This window comes from Occultella glacieicola, assembly GCF_004353825.1.
Classification (GTDB): domain Bacteria; phylum Actinomycetota; class Actinomycetes; order Actinomycetales; family Beutenbergiaceae; genus Occultella; species Occultella glacieicola.
This window is the reverse complement of the sequence record NZ_SMNA01000009.1, coordinates 48,615-65,357: the sequence shown is the minus strand read 5'-3', so window position 1 is coordinate 65,357 and position 16,743 is coordinate 48,615. Positions and strand designations below refer to the sequence as shown.

Annotated in this window: 13 protein-coding genes and 1 pseudogene; 4 read left to right on the top strand and 10 right to left on the bottom strand. The window is 70.7% G+C overall.

The window, feature by feature from the left end; genetic code table 11:
• Position 1: 1 nt before the first annotated feature.
• The 7 genes and pseudogenes from EXU48_RS17850 to EXU48_RS17825 form a co-directional block, all read right to left on the bottom strand.
• Positions 2 to 766: an ABC transporter permease gene (locus EXU48_RS17850; RefSeq protein ID WP_133109043.1), complete on the bottom strand. Its 765-nt coding sequence runs from the start codon at positions 764 to 766 to the stop codon at positions 2 to 4.
• A complete protein-coding gene (locus EXU48_RS17845; RefSeq protein WP_133109042.1) occupies positions 763 to 1,551 on the bottom strand; it encodes an ABC transporter ATP-binding protein in 789 nt (262 codons plus the stop codon). Before EXU48_RS17845 ends, EXU48_RS17850 begins: the two co-directional genes overlap by 4 nt.
• A gap of 192 nt (positions 1,552 to 1,743) precedes the next feature.
• Positions 1,744 to 2,262: an EXLDI protein gene (locus tag EXU48_RS17840; RefSeq protein ID WP_133109041.1), complete on the bottom strand. Its 519-nt coding sequence runs from the start codon at positions 2,260 to 2,262 to the stop codon at positions 1,744 to 1,746.
• An 88-nt stretch (positions 2,263 to 2,350) separates the two neighbouring features.
• Positions 2,351 to 5,878, bottom strand: a complete 3,528-nt coding sequence (gene metH, locus EXU48_RS17835; RefSeq protein ID WP_133109040.1) for a methionine synthase — start codon at positions 5,876 to 5,878, stop codon at positions 2,351 to 2,353.
• A 41-nt stretch (positions 5,879 to 5,919) separates the two neighbouring features.
• Positions 5,920 to 6,861: a 5'-3' exonuclease gene (locus tag EXU48_RS17830; protein WP_235857125.1), complete on the bottom strand. Its 942-nt coding sequence runs from the start codon at positions 6,859 to 6,861 to the stop codon at positions 5,920 to 5,922.
• A 126-nt stretch (positions 6,862 to 6,987) separates the two neighbouring features.
• Positions 6,988 to 7,272 (bottom strand): annotated as a pseudogene (locus tag EXU48_RS25365) (barstar family protein); the annotation flags it as partial.
• A 76-nt stretch (positions 7,273 to 7,348) separates the two neighbouring features.
• Entirely contained in the window at positions 7,349 to 7,972 is a 624-nt protein-coding gene (locus tag EXU48_RS17825) for a hypothetical protein (protein ID WP_328591654.1), read from the bottom strand.
• 192 nt (positions 7,973 to 8,164) lie between these two features.
• Between EXU48_RS17825 and EXU48_RS17820 the strand changes: the two genes are divergently transcribed.
• The 4 genes from EXU48_RS17820 (at position 8,165) to EXU48_RS17805 (ending at position 13,647) form a co-directional block, all read left to right on the top strand.
• Entirely contained in the window at positions 8,165 to 9,808 is a 1,644-nt protein-coding gene (locus EXU48_RS17820) for an ABC transporter substrate-binding protein (RefSeq protein WP_133109038.1), read from the top strand.
• A 64-nt stretch (positions 9,809 to 9,872) separates the two neighbouring features.
• Complete coding sequence (locus EXU48_RS17815) at positions 9,873 to 10,949, top strand: ABC transporter permease (RefSeq protein ID WP_133109037.1); 1,077 nt, start codon at positions 9,873 to 9,875, stop codon at positions 10,947 to 10,949.
• Entirely contained in the window at positions 10,949 to 11,983 is a 1,035-nt protein-coding gene (locus tag EXU48_RS17810; protein WP_133109036.1) for an ABC transporter permease, read from the top strand. Before EXU48_RS17815 ends, EXU48_RS17810 begins: the two co-directional genes overlap by 1 nt.
• Positions 11,980 to 13,647, top strand: coding sequence for an ABC transporter ATP-binding protein (locus EXU48_RS17805; RefSeq protein ID WP_133109035.1), 1,668 nt, complete (start codon positions 11,980 to 11,982; stop codon positions 13,645 to 13,647). Before EXU48_RS17810 ends, EXU48_RS17805 begins: the two co-directional genes overlap by 4 nt.
• Here the strand turns inward: EXU48_RS17805 and EXU48_RS17800 are convergent.
• Genes EXU48_RS17800 through EXU48_RS17790 form a run of 3 tightly spaced genes read right to left on the bottom strand, consistent with a single transcriptional unit; the run spans position 13,637 to position 16,732 of the window.
• Positions 13,637 to 14,725: a hypothetical protein gene (locus EXU48_RS17800; protein WP_133109034.1), complete on the bottom strand. Its 1,089-nt coding sequence runs from the start codon at positions 14,723 to 14,725 to the stop codon at positions 13,637 to 13,639. The two genes, EXU48_RS17805 and EXU48_RS17800, sit on opposite strands and share 11 nt — an antisense overlap.
• Positions 14,722 to 15,546, bottom strand: coding sequence for a TrmH family RNA methyltransferase (locus EXU48_RS17795; RefSeq protein WP_235857113.1), 825 nt, complete (start codon positions 15,544 to 15,546; stop codon positions 14,722 to 14,724). Before EXU48_RS17795 ends, EXU48_RS17800 begins: the two co-directional genes overlap by 4 nt.
• 10 nt (positions 15,547 to 15,556) lie before the next feature.
• On the bottom strand, positions 15,557 to 16,732 hold the full coding sequence (locus tag EXU48_RS17790; protein ID WP_133109033.1) for a glycosyltransferase family 4 protein: 1,176 nt from the start codon (positions 16,730 to 16,732) through the stop codon (positions 15,557 to 15,559).
• Positions 16,733 to 16,743 lie beyond the last annotated feature (11 nt).

The window sequence follows — 16,743 nt, the reverse complement described above, 5'->3', positions numbered from 1 at the left end:
CCTACGAGGCGACCTTGCGCCGGTACGCCACCATCGAGAGCACATAGCCGACCACCAGGATCCCCACGCACCAGCCGAGCGCGATCCAGATGTCGCCGTCGACCGGGTGCCCGGCGAGCAGATCCCGGATCGTGTTCACGATCGAGGTGACCGGCTGGTTCTCGGCGAACCAGCGCACGGGCCCGGGCATGCTGTCCGTCGGGACGAACGCCGAACTGATGAACGGCAGGAAGATGAGCGGATAGGAGAACGCGGTGGCACCCTCCGCCGTCTTCGCCGTCAGTGCGGCGAGCACCGCGAGCCAGGTGAGCGCGAGGGTGAACAGCGCCAGGATGCCGGCCACCGCGAGCCAGGCGAGCAGCCCGGCCGGCGACCGGAAGCCCATGACGAGCGCCACGAGCACCACGATCGCGAGCGAGAGCCCGTTGGAGACCAGCGAGGTCAGCACGTGCGCCCACAGCACCGAGGAGCGCGCGATCGGCATCGAGTGGAACCGTTCGAAGATCCCGCTGCTCATGTCGTTGAACAGTCGCACGGCCGTGTAGGCGATGCCCGACGCGATCGTGATCAGCAGGATCCCGGGCAGCAGGTAGTCGACGTACCGGCCGGCCCCGGTCTCGATGGCGCCGCCGAGGACGTAGACGAACAGCAGCATCATCGCGATCGGCGTGATCGTGACGGTGATGATCGTGTCGACGCTGCGCGTGATGTGCCGCATCGACCGGCCGACCAGGATCGACGCGTCGGTGAGGGCATGTGCGGTCATGAGATCTCCTTGGTGGTGTCGCTGCCGACGATGGCGAGGAAGACGTCCTCGAGCGTGGGTTGTTTCTCGACGTACTCGATCTCGGCGGGCGGCACGAGCGCCTTGATCTCGGCGAGCGTGCCGTCCGCGATGATGCGGCCGCCGTGCAGGATGGCGATCCGGTCGGCCAGCTTCTCGGCCTCCTCGAGGTACTGGGTGGTGAGCAGCACGGTGGTGCCGTCGTCGGCGAGTTCCCGGACGATCCGCCACATGTCGTTGCGCGCCTGGGGGTCGAGTCCGGTGGTGGGTTCGTCCAGGAAGACCACCGACGGGCTCCCGATCAGGCTCATCGCGATGTCCAGCCGCCGGCGCATGCCGCCGGAGTACGTGGCCGTACGCCGGGCTCCGGCGTCGGTGAGGTCGAACCGGGCGAGCAGGTCGTCGGCCACCGCGCCCGGGTTCGGCAGGTGCCGCAGCCGGGCCACGAGGACCAGGTTCTCGCGCCCGGTGAGGACCTCGTCCACGGCGGCGAACTGCCCGGTCAGGCTGATCGACTCCCGGACCCGGGCCGCCTGCGTGGTGAGGTCGAAGCCGTTGACCGTCGCGGTCCCGGCATCCCCGCGCAGCAGGGTGGCGAGGATCCGCACGATCGTGGTCTTGCCCGCCCCGTTCGAGCCGAGCAGGGCGAAGATGCTTCCGGGCGCGACATCGAGGTCGACGCCACGGAGCACCTGCAGGTCCTTGTAGGACTTCTCCAGGCCCTTGACCTGGATGGCGGGGGGTCGGTCCGTACCGGTGGTGGTCATCTGGGGTCTCCTTGGTTCGTCCGGCGCGTCGATGGCCGACGGCGGATGTCGTGGTGGCATGGCCGTCCCACCTCGCGAGGTGGTGGGGTGGGCAGGCTCGCGCCCGCCCGTCGGGCGTGCGCGCGTTGCCGGGCAGGCTCGCGCCCGCCCGTCGGGCGTGGGTGGTGCGCCGGGGCCTATCCCCCGGCGAACTCAGATGTCGAGGTCCTCGACCTCGGGCAGTGCGGCGGTGGCGGCGACCAGCTCGTAGAGCTGGGCCGGGACCTTCGGGCGAAGGGCGTCCAGGTCATCGAAGATCTCGAGGACGGCGGTGGCAGCCGTGGTGCCCCAGGCCTGGTCCTGGCTGACGTGCTTGCGCCATCCCTTGGCCTGACCGTCGGCGCCGGCGGTCCAGATCTGTTCGGGCGAGCGTTCCTCGTGGACCACGTACTTGCCGGTCCGGCTGCGATACACGTTGTACTTGTACACCCGGTCCTTCGTGGACCGGCCCCACTCGACGAGCAGCACGCCGAGGAAGCGTTGGCGCTTCCCCTTACCGGGGCCGACCCGGACGGTGATCTCCTCGAAGCCCTCGTCCTTGCCCTCCTCGACGTCGACGTACCGGCGCAGGGCTTTGACGATCGCCTGGGAGAGGTTGCCCCCGACGAGTTCCTGCGCCCGCTCGTAGAGGGGCAGGTCGGCGTCGGAGACATAGATCGTCTTGTTCGGCATGGGCTCATCGTATCCTCCGATCAAAGGATACGCATATGTATACGTATAGTGCAAGAGGCGACCGAAGTGCCGTCGGGGTCGGTGCCCGTCAGACGGAGAAGTACTTCGCCTCGGGGTGGTGGAACACGATGGCGTCGGTGGACTGTTCGGGGTGCAGCTGCAGCTCCTCCGAGAGCTCGACCCCGATCCGCTCGGCGCGGAGCAGGTCCACGATCTTGCGACGGTCCTCCATGTCCGGGCAGGCGGGATAGCCGAGCGAGTACCGAGCCCCCCGGTAGGCGACTTTGAACATGCCCTCGACGTCGTCCGGGTCCTCGGCCGAGAAGCCGAGCTCCTCGCGGATCCGGGAGTGCCAGAACTCGGCGAGCGACTCGGTCAGCTGCACCGACAGTCCGTGCAGCTCCATGTAGTCCCGGTACGCGTTGGCGGCGAACAGCCGGGCCGTATGGTCGTTGACGGCCGCGCCCACGGTGACGAGCTGGAAGCCGACCACGTCGACCTCACCGGACTCCCGCGGGCGCACGAAGTCGGCCAGGCACAGATGCCGGTCCCGGCGCTGCCGAGGGAACGTGAACCGGACCCGCTCGGTGCCCGGCTCACCCCCGGATCCGCCGTCCGGACCGTCGTGGTGCAGGATCACCAGGTCGTCGCCCTCGGACACCGCCGGGAAGTACCCGTAGACCACCGCAGGTGCGAACATCTCCTCGGTCTGGATGCGGTCGAGCCACTCGCGCAGCCGTGGCCGTCCCTCGGTCTCGACGAGCTGTTCGTAGGAGACCTCCCCGTCGCGGGACGGCTTGAGCCCCCACTGCCCCATGAAGGTGGCCCGCTCGTCGAGGAACGCGGCGTAGTCGGCGAGCTTGATTCCCCTGACGATCCGGGTGCCCCAGAACGGCGGGGTGGGAACCTCGTTGGTCAGGCTCACGTCCGAACGGGCCGGCAGGTCCTCGGGCGCCGTCTCGTCCACCGTCACTCTCGCGTGGATCCGCTTCTTCAACGCGGGGAGCCCGACGGCGTCGCGCGCCTCTCCCCGGGCGACCCGTACCAGCGGCTCCATCAGGCGCAGCCCTTCGAAGGCGTCGCGGGCGTAGCGCACCTCGCCCGGATACAGCCCGGCCAGGTCGTCCTCGACATACACGCGCGTCAGCGCGGCGCCGCCGAGCAGCACCGGGTACTTCCCGGCGAGCCCGCGGGAGGCGAGCTCCTCGAGGTTCTCCTTCATCACCACGGTGGACTTCACCAGCAGGCCACTCATTCCGATGACGTCCGCGTTGTGCTCCTCCGCGGCCTCGATCATCGCCGAGATCGGCTGCTTGATCCCGATGTTGACCACGGTGTAGCCGTTGTTCGTGAGGATGATGTCCACGAGGTTCTTGCCGATGTCGTGCACGTCGCCGCGCACGGTGCCCAGGACGATGGTGCCCTTGCCGGCCTCGTCCGTCTTCTCGATGTACGGCTCGAGGTAGGCCACCGCGGACTTCATGGTCTCGGCGGACTGCAGCACGAACGGCAGCTGCATCTCGCCGCGCCCGAACAGTTCGCCGACCACCTTCATGCCCTCGAGCAGGTGGTCGTTGATGATCGCCAGAGCGCTCCAGCCCTCGCCGAGGGCGGCCGCGAGATCGTCGTCGAGACCCTTCATCTCGCCGTCGACGATGCGCCGCTGCAGCCGCTCACCCAGCGGCAGCGCCGCCAGCTCCGCGGCTCGCTGGTCCTTCAGGGCCGCCGAGTCCACCCCGGAGAAGAGGTCGAGCAGGTGCGCGAGAGGGTCGTGCGTCATCGCACCGGTCTCGTCGAACTCACGGCGGTCCCAGACCAGGTCGAGTGCGGCCTGGCGCTGCTCGTCGGGGATCTTCGCGAGCGGCAGGATCTTCGCGGCGTGCACGATCGCCGAGTCGAGTCCGGCCTGCACCGCCTCGTGCAGGAACACCGAGTTGAGGACCACGCGGGCGGCCGGGTTCAGCCCGAAGGACACGTTCGAGACCCCCAGCGTGGTGTGCACGCCGGGGTACTTCGCCTTCAGCGCCCGGATCGCCTCGATCGTCTCGATGGCGTCCCGCCGGGTCTCCTCCTGGCCGGTGCCGATCGGGAACGTGAGGGCGTCGACGATGATGTCCTCGATCGCCATCCCCCAGGTGCCGGTGAGCTCCTCGATGAGCCGGGACGCGATCGCCACCTTCGTCTCGGCGGTGCGGGCCTGGCCCTCCTCGTCGATGGTCAGGGCGATGACGGCGGCGCCGTGCTCCTTCACGATCGGCATGACCTTGGCGTAGCGGGACTCGGGGCCGTCGCCGTCCTCGAAGTTCACCGAGTTGACCACGGCCCGGCCACCCACCAGCTCCAGGCCGGCGCGGACCACGTCCGGCTCGGTGGAGTCGATCACCAGGGGCAGCGTGGACGCGCTGGCCAGCCTCGAGATGACCGCGCGGGCGTCGGCGACGCCGTCCCGGCCGACGTAGTCGACGCAGACGTCCAGCAGGTGCGCGCCGTCGCGGGTCTGGGCCCGGGCGATCTGGACGCACTCGTCCCAGTTCTCCGCGAGCATCGCCTCCCGGAACGCCTTGGAGCCGTTCGCGTTGGTGCGTTCGCCGATGGCCAGGAACGAGGCATCCTGGTCGAAGTCGACGTGGGAGTACAGGCTCGCCACACCCTGCTCGGGCTCCGGGGACCGGGTGACGACGGCCCGGCCGCCGACCCGCTGCACCACCTGCGCCAGGTGCTCGGGGGTGGTGCCGCAGCACCCGCCGACGAGACCGAGGCCGAACTCGGTCACGAACTGCTCGTGGGCGATGCCCAGCTCCTGAGGGGTCAACGGGTAGGAGGCGCCGTTCGCCCCCAGCACCGGCAGCCCGGCGTTCGGCATGCAAGTGATCGGCAGGTCGGCGTGCCGGGCCAGATGGCGCAGGTGCTCGCTCATCTCGGCGGGGCCGGTGGCGCAGTTCAGCCCGATGGAGTCGATGCCGAGCGCGCGCAGGGTGGTCAGTGCGGCGCCGATCTCCGACCCCATCAGCATCGTGCCGGTGGTCTCCACCGTGACCTGGGCGAAGATCGGCAACTCGGTGCCGGTCTGCGTCATCGCGGCCTTGGCCCCGTTGATCGCAGCCTTCGTCTGCAGCAGGTCCTGGCTGGTCTCGACGAGGATCGCGTCGGCGCCGCCGGCGATCAGGCCGGCGGCCTGCTGGGCGAACGTGTCCTTCAGGTGGGCGTAGGTCGTGTGCCCCAGGCTCGGCAGCTTCGTGCCCGGTCCCATGGACCCGAGCACCCAGCGCGGGTGGTCCTCGGTGCTGTTCTTGTCGGCGCTGCGTCGCGCGATCCTGGCCCCGGCCTCGGCGAGCTCGAAGATCCGGTCGTCGATGTCGTAGTCGGACAGGTTCGACCAGTTCGCGCCGAACGTGTTCGTCTCGACACAGTCCACACCGACGGCGTAGTACGCGTCGTGCACGGACTCGATCACATCGGGGCGGGTCACGTTCAGGATCTCGTTGCAGCCCTCGAGTCCCTGGAAGTCGTCGAGGGTCAGGTTGGCGTCCTGGAGCATGGTGCCCATGGCACCGTCGGCGACGACCACCCGGGTGCTGATGGCGTGCTTCAGTGCGGCGGAGCGTTCGGGGAGCATCCCCCGAGTGTAGGAAGCCGAGCGGGCGCGTGTCGGCGCATTCACGATGTGGCCGGTGTGAGCGCCTCCAGCAGGCGGCTGACCGACCCGCCCAGGCCCCACCGCTCGACCAGGTCGGCGAGCGCCGCGGGGTCGCGGGGCACCGGGTGGCCGGGGCCGCTCCCCGGCAGCGCGGCGTCCAGCTCACCGAGGTTGATCCGACGGGCGACCGCGACCACCTGCGGGGCCACGTCCAGGTAGTCCGAGGCGGCCTTGAGCTTCGCGCGCACGCCGGCGGCGAGCGGGGTCGCCGGGTCGGCGGCGGCAGCCCGGATCCCGGCGAGGTCCCCGAAACTCGCGAGCAACGACGCGGCGGTCTTCTCCCCCACCCCGGACACCCCGGGCAGGCCGTCCGAGGTGTCCCCCCGCATGGTCGCGAAGTCGGCGTACTGGTCCGGCCGCACCCCGTACTTCTCCATGACGACGGCGTCGGTGAGAACCTCGTGCCGGCCCACACCGCGCGCGGTGTAGAGCACCCGCACCGGACCACCGACGGCGTTGTCGTCGACGAGTTGGAACAGGTCCCGGTCCCCGGTGACCACGTCGACGGGCATGCCCGCGTCGGTGGCCAGGGTGCCGATCACGTCGTCGGCCTCGTAGCCGTCCGCCCCGGCGATCGTGATCCCGAGCGCCTCCAGCGTCGCCACGATGATCGGGATCTGGACCTGGAGCGGGTCCGGCACCTCCTCCACGTCGGAGCCGCCGGGAACCACCTCCTCGACCCGGTGCGCCTTGTAGGAGGGGATCAGGTCCACCCGCCACTGCGGTCGCCAGTCGTTGTCCCAGCAGCAGACCAGGTGGGTGGGCCGGTACTGCTCGACGAGCCGGGTGATGAAGTCCAGCAGGCCACGCACGGCGTTGACCTGGGTGCCGTCGGGCGCCCTGATCGAGTCGGGCACACCGAAGAAGGCGCGGAAGTACAGGCTCGCAGTGTCCAGGAGCATCAGTCGGTCCATGGGCGCGAGTCTGTCACGGCGGGCCGACACGGCCCGGCGGGCTCGCGCGCGCCACCGCTCGGGAGCGTCCGTGACCACCGCGGCGCCGACGCCGTACAGGCGGGCGTCGGTCAGCACCTGGAGGAACGTGCCGAGTTCGTCCTCGGCGTCGATCAGCAGGTCCTCGGGATCGGTGAGGGCGAGCACGTGCTTGCCGGTACCCACCCGCCGTCCGGAGCGGGGTAGGCCGGCCCGGGCTACGCCGCGCCGCTCCGGGCCCAGCCGCTCGAGCCCGAGGAGGCAGTCGAAGAGCGCGTCCCAGTTCCTCCCGAACCAGTCCGGGAACTCCAGCACCCGCGCGAGCTCACCGAGCAGGTCCGACTTGGTGCGGGCACGGGTGCCGTCGATCCGGTGCCACACGTCGTACGGCCCGGCGGCCGTCGGCGCCTCGGTGAGGGCATCGATCCAGGGCACACTCCCCAGGCTAGTGGCCTCCTCAGAGCGCCGGCCCCTGGGACCGGAGTTCGTCGACCTCCGCCATCGCCTCACGGAGGCGGCCGAGCCACTCGTCGGCGTGCTCGCCGACCAGCCGCACCGACCAGGCGAGCGCGTCGGATCGGGAGCGGGCCACCCCGGCGTCGACCAGCGTGTCGAGCACCCGACGCTCGGGCTGACGCAGCCGGGTCATCACCGGCGCCGCGACATGGGTGAACAGGGCGGAGGTACCGCCCAGCCGGGCGCCCCAGGAGACCGTGCGCCGGTATCGGGCCTGTGCCTCCTCGGCGATCTCGATCCGCTCGGCCCTGGTCTCGGCGCGGAACCGGCCGATCCGGCCCTCGGCCTCGGCCCCTTCGGCCGCCCCGACGGTCTGCACGGCCAGGGTCCCGACGACGAGGATCTCCTCACGGTCGACGGTCACCTCGACCTCGGTGAACCAGGCCTGCGGCAACCTGCCGAGGAACCAGTCCGCGGCGTCGTCGGCGGCCGGAAGGTCGGCGACCTGCCAGCCGCCGCGACCCCTGCCGCGCGCGCCCCCGCGTCGGTCACCGCGACCACGGCCGCCGAACCGCTCGCCGGACATGGCGTCGTCGCCGGCCTCGTCGTACTCGTTCCTGGTCATGAGGCGTCTCCCATCGTTACTTGCTTACATGATTACACTCCAACGCGGCAAGCAAAAGGTCTTCGGTGAGCGGGGCCCGTAATCAAAACGCGACCTCCGTGTGCTAGACATCACTCCACGAAGATGTGGACAGGCATCGCCTGAGGAGTCCGTGTACCCGCGGACCCGGAGATCGCACTAAGGATGTGGAACATGGCTACAGCCAGCTTCCGGCGCCGCGGCCTGAGCGTGGTCGGCACCGCCGCCGCCCTCGCCCTCGTGCTCGCCGCCTGCGCGGAGACCGAGGACCCGAACGCCGATGACGGCACCGGTGGGGACGCCGGCGGTGGCATCACGGTGGGCACCACCGACGTGATCATCTCGCTGGATCCCGCCGGGTCCTACGACAACGGGTCCTTGACCGTCATGCTCCAGGTGTACCCATTCCTGATGAACAACCCTTACGGGTCACCGGACGTGGAACCGGACATCGCCGTGTCCGCGGAGTTCACCGCTCCGACCGAGTACACGGTGGTGCTCAAGCCGGACCTGACCTTCGCGAACGGCCACGCGCTGACCGCCTCCGACGTCAAGTTCACGTTCGACCGCCAGGTCGCCATCAACGACCCGCAGGGCCCGGCCGCCCTGCTCTACAACCTGGAGAGCACCGAGGTCGTCGATGAGACCACGGTGGTCTTCCACCTGCTCAGCGAGAACGACCAGGTCTTCCCGCAGATCCTGGCCTCCGCGGTGGCCCCGATCGTGGACGAGGAGGTCTTCTCCGCGACCGAGGTGACGCCGTCGGCCGATATCGCCGAGGCCGAGGCCTTCGCCGGGCAGTACACGATCAGCGACTACGTGGAGAACGAGGTGATCCGGTACACGGCGTTCGATGGCTACGCCGGCGTGCTGCCACCGGCCGTCACCGACGAGATCACGGTGCAGTACTTCGCCGAGGAGACCTCGCTGAAGCTCGCCGTGCAGGAGGGCGACGTCGACGTGGCGTTCCGGTCGATGAGCCCGACCGACATCGGCGACCTGCGCTCGGACGACTCCGTGACGGTCCACGACGGCCCCGGTGGGGAGATCCGCTACATCGTGTTCAACTTCAACACCCAGCCGTACGGTGCCACCACCGCGGAACCGGACCCGGCCAAGGCCCTCGCGGTCCGGCAGGCCGTCGCGCATGTGATCGATCGGAACGCCCTGTCCGAGGAGATCTACCAGGGCACTTACACCCCGTTGTACTCCTACGTGCCGGAGGGCCTGACCGGTGCGAACACGGCGCTGCAGGGCCTCTACGGTGACGGCTCCGGTGGCCCGGACGTCGATGCCGCCACCGCCGCGCTCGCGGACGCCGGCGTGACCACGCCGGTGCCGCTGAACCTGCAGTACAGCCCCGACCACTACGGCGCCTCCTCGGACGAGGAGTACGCCATGATCGAGGCGCAACTGGAGGCGACCGGCCTGTTCGACGTGCAGCTCAACTCGACCTTGTGGGACGCCTACTCGGCCGAGCGCACTCAGGACCTCTACCCGGCGTACCAGCTCGGCTGGTTCCCGGACTACTCGGACGCGGACACCTATCTGTCGCCGTTCTTCCTCACCGAGAACTTCCTCGGCAACCACTACGAGAACCAGGAGGTCAACGACCTCATCCTGGCGCAGGCGACCACCGTCGACGAGACCGAGCGCACCGCGCTGATCGAGCAGGTGCAGGACCTGGTCGCGGCCGACCTGTCCACGGTCCCCTACCTGCAGGGTGCCCAGGTGGCCGTCGCGGCGACCGACATCACCGGGGTCTCGGACACGCTGGACGCGTCGTTCAAGTTCCGGTACGGGGCACTGGGCCGCTGACACCGCCGCCACGTGCGCCGGCGCACGTGGCGGTCACCGGAACGCCTGCGAAAGAGGTCCACCTGTGACGATCGTCGACGATCGCACGGTGGGGACGACGGCCGCCGTCCGGAGCAAGGGCTCCGGACTCGGTGGCTACCTCCTCACCCGCTTCCTGCTCATCATCCCCACCGTGTTCATCCTCGTCACGCTCGTCTTCTTCCTGATGCGGGTCGTCGGTGACCCGATCACGGCCTCGGTGGGCGACCGGCTCAGCGCGGACCAGCTCGCCGAACGGCTCGCCGAGGCCGGCTACGACCGGCCCCTGCTCGTGCAGTACGTCGAGTACCTCGGACAGATCTTCTCCGGCGACTTCGGGCGCACGATCACCGACAACCGGCTCATCTCCGAGATCCTGATCACGTATGGCACGGCCACCCTCGAACTGGCCATCTACGCGCTGATCGTGGCGCTCGCGGTCGGGATCCCGTTCGGGATGATCGCCGCCCGGCTGCGGGACCGCTGGCCCGACGCGGTGCTTCGGGTCACCGCGATCCTGTTCTACGCCACCCCGGTGTTCTTCGCCGGGCTGCTCCTGAAGCTCGTCTTCTCGGTCTGGCTCGGTTGGTTCCCCCTCAGCGGACGCGCGACCTCCGACACCCAGCTGACCCTGAGCGCGATCAGCGGGTCGTCCGGCATCAACATGCTGGACGCGTTGCGGACCGGGCGCCCCGACCTGATCGGGGACGTGGCCATCCACGCGGTGCTGCCGGCACTGACCCTCGGACTGCTCACGGCCGGCGTGTTCCTGCGCCTGGTGCGCACGAACCTGATCGGCACCCTGGGCCGGGACTACGTCGACGCGGCCCGCTCGCGCGGGGTGAGCGAGTCCCGCCTGGTCCGCAAGCATGCCTACCGGCCGGCGCTGATCCCGATCATCACCGTGATGGGCATGCAGATCGCCCTGCTGCTCGGCGGGGCGATCCTCACCGAGACCACGTTCGAGTGGCGTGGGCTCGGCTTCCAGCTGGCGCAGTACCTGGGCGCCCGTGACTTCGTGGCGGTTCAGGGGATCGTCGCCATGCTCGCCGTGATCGTCGCGGTCACGAACTTCATCGTGGACGTGGCGGCGGCGCTGATCGACCCGAGGGTGAGGTACTGATGAGTGAGGAGACACCTGCACCGTCCGACCTCGTCGAGGAGACCGTGGTGGTGCACGGCACCTCGACCGAACCACGGTGGAAGAAGCTCCCGCTGGTCTGGCAGCTGCGGCGCAGCGTCGGCCTGCAACGCGGCATGCTCGTGGCCGGCCTGGTGCTGTGCGTGCTGTTCCTGCTGCTGGCTGTGTTCGCACCACTGATCACGCCCTACTCCTACAACGAGCTCTCCGGACCGGACGGGAACTTCCCGCGCCAGGCGCCGCCGTCCGCCGAGCACATCTGGGGCACCACGGTGGGCGGTTACGACGTGTTCTCCCGGGTGATCTGGGGCGCGCGGACGGCCCTGTTGGTCGTGGTGGTGGCGATCGTCGCCTCCCTGTTCCTCGGCGTGCTGCTCGGCCTGGTGTCCGGTTATCTGGGCGGCTGGCTGGACCGGGTGCTGGTCACGATCGCGGACGCGATCTATGCGTTCCCGTCCCTGCTGCTCGCCATCGTGCTGTCCATCATGATCTCCGGCGGACAGTCCAGCTTCCTCGGCGGCATCCTGGCTGCCGGCCTGTCCATCACCGTGGTGTTCGTGCCGCAGTACTTCCGGGTGGTCCGGGCCGAGACGGTGCGCCTCAAGGCCGAGCCGTTCGTGGAGTCGGCCCGGGTGATCGGCACGTCCACACCGCGCATCCTCGGCCGACACGTGCTGCGCAACGCCACCCGGTCGCTGCCCCTGATCCTCACCCTGAACGCGTCCGAGGCCATCCTCACCCTGGCCGGCCTCGGGTTCCTCGGGTTCGGCATCAACCCGACCGCGGCCGCCGAGTGGGGCTACGACCTGAACCGGGCGATCGCGGACGTCGCCAGTGGCATCTGGTGGACGGGGGTGTTCCCGGGCGCGGCGATCGTGCTGCTGGTGATGGGGGTGACGCTCGTGGGTGAGAGCCTGAACGACCTCTCCGACCCGCGCCTGCGGATCCGTCGACGGGCCCGGACCGCACCCCCGCCTACCCCGGCCGAACCGGTCGCCGAAGGAGCACCCCGATGAGCGCCGTCGTCGAGATCAAGGATCTGCACGTCACCTTCGCCACCGATGCGGACCCGGTCACCGCCGTCGACGGCGTGAGCCTGCAGGTGCAGCCCGGTGAGGTACTCGCCATCGTCGGGGAGTCCGGGTCGGGCAAGACCGTCACGGCGAAGACGATCCTGCGGCTGCTGCCGGAGACGGCCACGGTGGACGGCGCCGTGCTCCTCGCCGGCAACGACGTGGTCACCCTCGGTCCCACGCAGATGCGGCGGGTCCGCGGACGGGACGTGGCCATGGTGTTCCAGGAACCCTCGGCCGCCCTGAACCCGGTGTTCCCGATCGGCTGGCAGATCGCCGAGGGGCTCCGGGCCCACGGCACCGTCTCCAAGCAGGAGGCCCGTCGCCGCGCGATCGAGGTGCTCGGCCGGGTGGGCATCCCGGACCCGGAGATCCGGGTGGACCACTACCCGCACCAGTTCTCCGGCGGCCAGAAGCAACGCATCGTGATCGCGATGGCACTCGTGCTGGGCCCCAAGGTGATCGTCGCCGACGAACCGACGACGGCACTGGACGTGACCGTGCAGGCCGAGATCCTGGACCTGCTGCGTCTGGTCCGGGACGAGTTCGGTTCCTCGATCGTGCTGATCACCCACAACATGGGTGTGGTCGCGGATCTCGCGGACCGGGTCGCCGTGATGTACCGGGGCAAGCTCGTCGAGCAGGCGAGCGCGTCGGAGCTCTTCGCCCGGCCCCAGCACCCCTACACGCAGGCCCTGCTCGCCGCGGTGCCGCGGTTGCAGGCGCACTCGAGCGAGCCCGACGGCGGCGCTGCGGTCTCGTCGTCGGCCGACGGTCCGGAGGTGGCTGCGGTGGTCACCGCCGAGGACCTGGAGGTGGTCTACCCCGGGCGGTTCGGCCGGAGCGGGTTCCGCGCCGTCAACGGGGTCAGCCTGCGGATCGGACCGGGCGAGGTGGTCGGGCTGGTGGGTGAGTCCGGGTCCGGGAAGACCACCATCGGGCGGACGATCGCCGGTCTGACCCCGGCCACGGGCGGTTCGCTGCAGGTGCTCGGGCACGAGATGGTCGGGTTCCGGGAGCGCGCGTTCCGGCCCCTGCGGGCCCGGATCGGGTTCGTGTTCCAGGACCCGGCCACCAGCTTCAACCCGTTGCTGACGATCGGGGACTGCGTGGCCGAGCCGCTCGTGGTGCACGGCCGGTTCCCGGACGTGCACGCGGCCCGGGTCCGGGTCCACGAACTGCTCGATGCCGTGCACCTGCCCACCGCGTACGCCGCCCGCTACCCGCACGAGCTCTCCGGCGGTCAGCGGCAGCGGGCCAGCCTGGCCCGGGCCCTCGCCCTGGATCCCGAGCTCCTGATCGCGGACGAGCCGACCTCGGCGCTGGACGTCTCGGTCCAGGCGAAGGTGCTCGAGGTGTTCGCGGAGCTGCAGCAGCGCCTCGGCTTCGCGACCCTGTTCATCAGCCATGACCTCGCCGTCGTGGCGATGGTGGCGGACCGGGTGGGCGTGCTGCACCGGGGCGAACTGGTCGAACTGGGCACTGCTGCGCAGGTCCTGGGCGCCCCGACGCACCCCTATACCCAGCGTCTGCTGGCGTCGGTGCCGGTTCCGGACCCGGTCGCGCAGCGGGAGCGACGCCTCGCCCTGGCCGCGCTCAGAGCGTGAGCCCGGCGGCCTCCCCCGCGGCCCGGACCGCCTCGTCCGGGTAGCGGGTGCGGCGGCTCACCCGGGTGAGGTCGTGCCAGAACTCGTTCGTGAGGACGGCGAGGGGTGCGTAGCGGGTGATCAGGTCCGCCGCGGCCGGCCGGATGCCGTCGAGCCGCTCGCCGCCCGCGCACCGGCGCAGCAGGTCCAACCGGTCCGACGGCGTGGGCCGGTCGGTCAGTCCCCGCACCAGGGCGTTCACCAGCTGGGTGACGACGTACGCGCCGTCGTAGGTGGTGTGCCTGGCCAGGAAGGCGCGTTCGTCGTCGCCGAGGTCGTACCCGGTGTCGGTGGCGAGCCCGAGGTCCGCGATGTACACCCGGTGACCGTCGGTGAGGAGGTTGAGCGGATGCGCGTCGAAATGGTGCAGTCCGTCCTCGTTCATGAGCCGGGCCGTCCGGACCGGGTCGGACTCGAGCATCGCGCACGCCGCATCGAGCCCGGGGCCGCCCTCGGCCATCCGGGCGCCGAACCAGCCGGACACGTGCCCGGGCAGGTACTCCAGGAACAGCAGTACGCTCGCCGACGCCCCGGCGAGCGCCTCCACCCGCTCGCGCACCGCCGTCGAGCCCCAGAACCGGGCCGCCGCGGCCGGCTCCGTCCAGTCCTGCCCGGAGTCCGTGGCCGTGGCCGGAGGGGGTGCGGCCTCGAGCACGCGGTGGCCGTAGAGCAACGGGAAGCTCGGCGTCGACCCGGTGCGCACCCAGGCGGTGGTGCGTTCGTGCGCCGCGAGTTCGCGCCACACCCCGAAGCCCGCCGAACCGGCCCCGTACTGGTAGTACGGGGGCAGACCGAACAGGTTCGCGGTCGAGCCCCGGTGCTCGGGCCGGCGCTCCAGGTCGGTCAGCCGGACCTGCTTCACGAAGACCTCAACCCCGCCGACGACGGTCAGCAGGGTGCGCCCGCCGATTCCGGACCCCAGCGGCGTCGCGTCCCGGATGAGTTCCTTCAGGTCGGCCTCGGTCAGATCCGCGACCGAGTCCGCCACCGTGTCCGCACGCTGCAGACGGACCGCGAGCGACGCCGGCCCGGTGCTCACGACCGGGTCCGGGTCGCCCAGAACGCGACCGCCGCGGCGGCGGCGACGTTCAGCGAGTCCACCCCGCCAGCCATCGGGATGCGCACCACCCGGTCGCACTCCGCGACGGTGCGGGCCTTGAGCCCGTGGCCCTCGGCGCCCAGCACCACGGCGAGCCGCTCGGGCGGGTCGTCGGCGAGGTCGTCCAAACGGATCGAGTGCTCGTCGAGGGCGAGTGCGGCCGTGACGAACCCGGCGTCGCGCAGCGTGGCGATCCCGGCCGGCCAGGGGTCGATCCGGGTCCACGGGACCTGGAACACGGTGCCCATGGAGACCCGGACGGAGCGCCGGTAGAAGGGGTCCGCGCACCGCGGCGTGACCAGCACGGCGTCCACGCCCAGCCCGGCGGCGCTGCGGAACGCCGCACCCACGTTCGTATGGTCGACGATGTCCTCGAGGATCGCGACCCGCCGCGCCCCGGCGACGACCTGCGCCACCGGAGCCAGCGGCGGGCGGTGCATGGCCGCGAGCGCGCCCCGGTGCAGGTGGAAGCCGGTGATCTGCTCGAGCAGGTCCTGCTCGGCCAGGTAGACCGGGATGTCCCCGTGCTCGCCGGCACCGACCCGTGCCAGCAGCGGCTCCAGGTCCGGGAGCCACTTCGGCTCGAGCAGGAAGGAGCGCGGCCGATGCCCCGCGGCCACCGCCCGGCGGATCACCGTGGAGCTCTCGGCGAGGTACATGCCACGCTCGGGCTCGCTGCGCGAGCGCAGCGCCACATCGGTGAGACGGGTGTAGTCGGCGAGTTCGGCGGATCCGAGATCGGTGAGCGGGACGGTCGGCACGCCCGCGAGACTAACGGGTGATCAGCCGGCGCCGCATCGGGCGACCGCCGGAGGCGATCCGGTCCCGCGCGGCGAACTCGATGGCGTTCGCGTAGTGCTGGGTCACCTCGGCGTTCACCGCGTCCCAGGTCCGCGGCGCGGTGGACTCCCGGGCGGCCAGCCCCATCATGGTGCGGCGCACGGGGTCCGCGGCGAGGCCCTCGACCGCGCGACGCATCGCGCCCAGGTCACCCGGCGTGTAGAGGCGGCCGTTCTGCCCGTCGGCGACCAGGTCGATCGGACCGCCCCGGGCCGGCGCGACCACCGGCACCCCGCTGGCCTGGGCCTCCTGGATGGTCTGCGCGAACGTGTCCATCTCGCCGGTGTGGACGAACACGTCGAGGCTCGCCATCATCCGGGTCAGATCGGCACCCTCGAGCCGCCCGGTGAATGTCGCGTTCGGCAGTGCCCGCCGGATCTGGTCGCGGCGCGGCCCGTCCCCGACCACCACCAGCCGCACCCCTGGCAGGTTCTGCAGCACGGCCAGGTCCTCCACCTGCTTCTCCCGTGCCAGGCGCCCCACATACCCGACCACGACCTCGTCGCCCGGCGCCAGGGAGGCGTGCAGGGCCTCGTCCCGGTGTACCGGTGAGAACCGGTCCCGGTCGACGCCGTGGGGCCACACCGCCACCCGGTGCACACCGCGGTCGATCAGTTGCTGGCAGGCGTACGAGGAGGGCGCCAGCGACAGCGTGGCGCTCTTGTGGATGTCCTCGATCCGACGCCAAAGCAGCGGCTCGATCTGGCGCACCTTGTACCGCTTGGCGTAACTGGGCACCTCGGTCTGGTAGACCGCGACCGACGGCAGCCCGAGTGACTGGGCCGCGCCGATCGCCTGCCAGCCGAGCACGAACGGTGCCGCGAGGTGCATGACGTCGGGACCGAAGTAGCGCAGGTGCTCCTCCAGGGTCCGCACCCGCGGGTTCGACAGCCGCATCTCCGCGTAGCCGGGCAGCGGCACTGCCCGGTAGCGGCGCACGCTCGCGCCGGCGTACTCGGCGACCGCGTGCTCGCCGCGGCCGGGGGCCGGCGCCAGCACCAGCACGTCCTCGCCGCGCACGTCCAGGTACTCCAGCAGGCGCAGCAGCGTGACGGTCACCCCGTTGGCCTGCGGGAGGAACGACTCGGCCACCACTGCGATGCGCATAGGGCCGATGG

Excerpts from the sequence above, each read along its gene's own strand:
- EXU48_RS17850 (WP_133109043.1), bottom strand. The coding sequence starts at position 766 with ATGACCGCACATGCCCTCACCGACGCGTCGATCCTGGTCGGCCGGTCG.
- EXU48_RS17845 (WP_133109042.1), bottom strand. The coding sequence starts at position 1,551 with ATGACCACCACCGGTACGGACCGACCCCCCGCCATCCAGGTCAAGGGC.
- EXU48_RS17840 (WP_133109041.1), bottom strand. The coding sequence starts at position 2,262 with ATGCCGAACAAGACGATCTATGTCTCCGACGCCGACCTGCCCCTCTAC.
- metH (WP_133109040.1), bottom strand. The coding sequence starts at position 5,878 with ATGCTCCCCGAACGCTCCGCCGCACTGAAGCACGCCATCAGCACCCGG.
- EXU48_RS17830 (WP_235857125.1), bottom strand. The coding sequence starts at position 6,861 with ATGCTCCTGGACACTGCGAGCCTGTACTTCCGCGCCTTCTTCGGTGTG.
- EXU48_RS17825 (WP_328591654.1), bottom strand. The coding sequence starts at position 7,972 with ATGACCAGGAACGAGTACGACGAGGCCGGCGACGACGCCATGTCCGGC.
- EXU48_RS17820 (WP_133109038.1), top strand. The coding sequence starts at position 8,165 with ATGGCTACAGCCAGCTTCCGGCGCCGCGGCCTGAGCGTGGTCGGCACC.
- EXU48_RS17810 (WP_133109036.1), top strand. The coding sequence starts at position 10,949 with ATGAGTGAGGAGACACCTGCACCGTCCGACCTCGTCGAGGAGACCGTG.
- EXU48_RS17805 (WP_133109035.1), top strand. The coding sequence starts at position 11,980 with ATGAGCGCCGTCGTCGAGATCAAGGATCTGCACGTCACCTTCGCCACC.
- EXU48_RS17790 (WP_133109033.1), bottom strand. The coding sequence starts at position 16,732 with ATGCGCATCGCAGTGGTGGCCGAGTCGTTCCTCCCGCAGGCCAACGGG.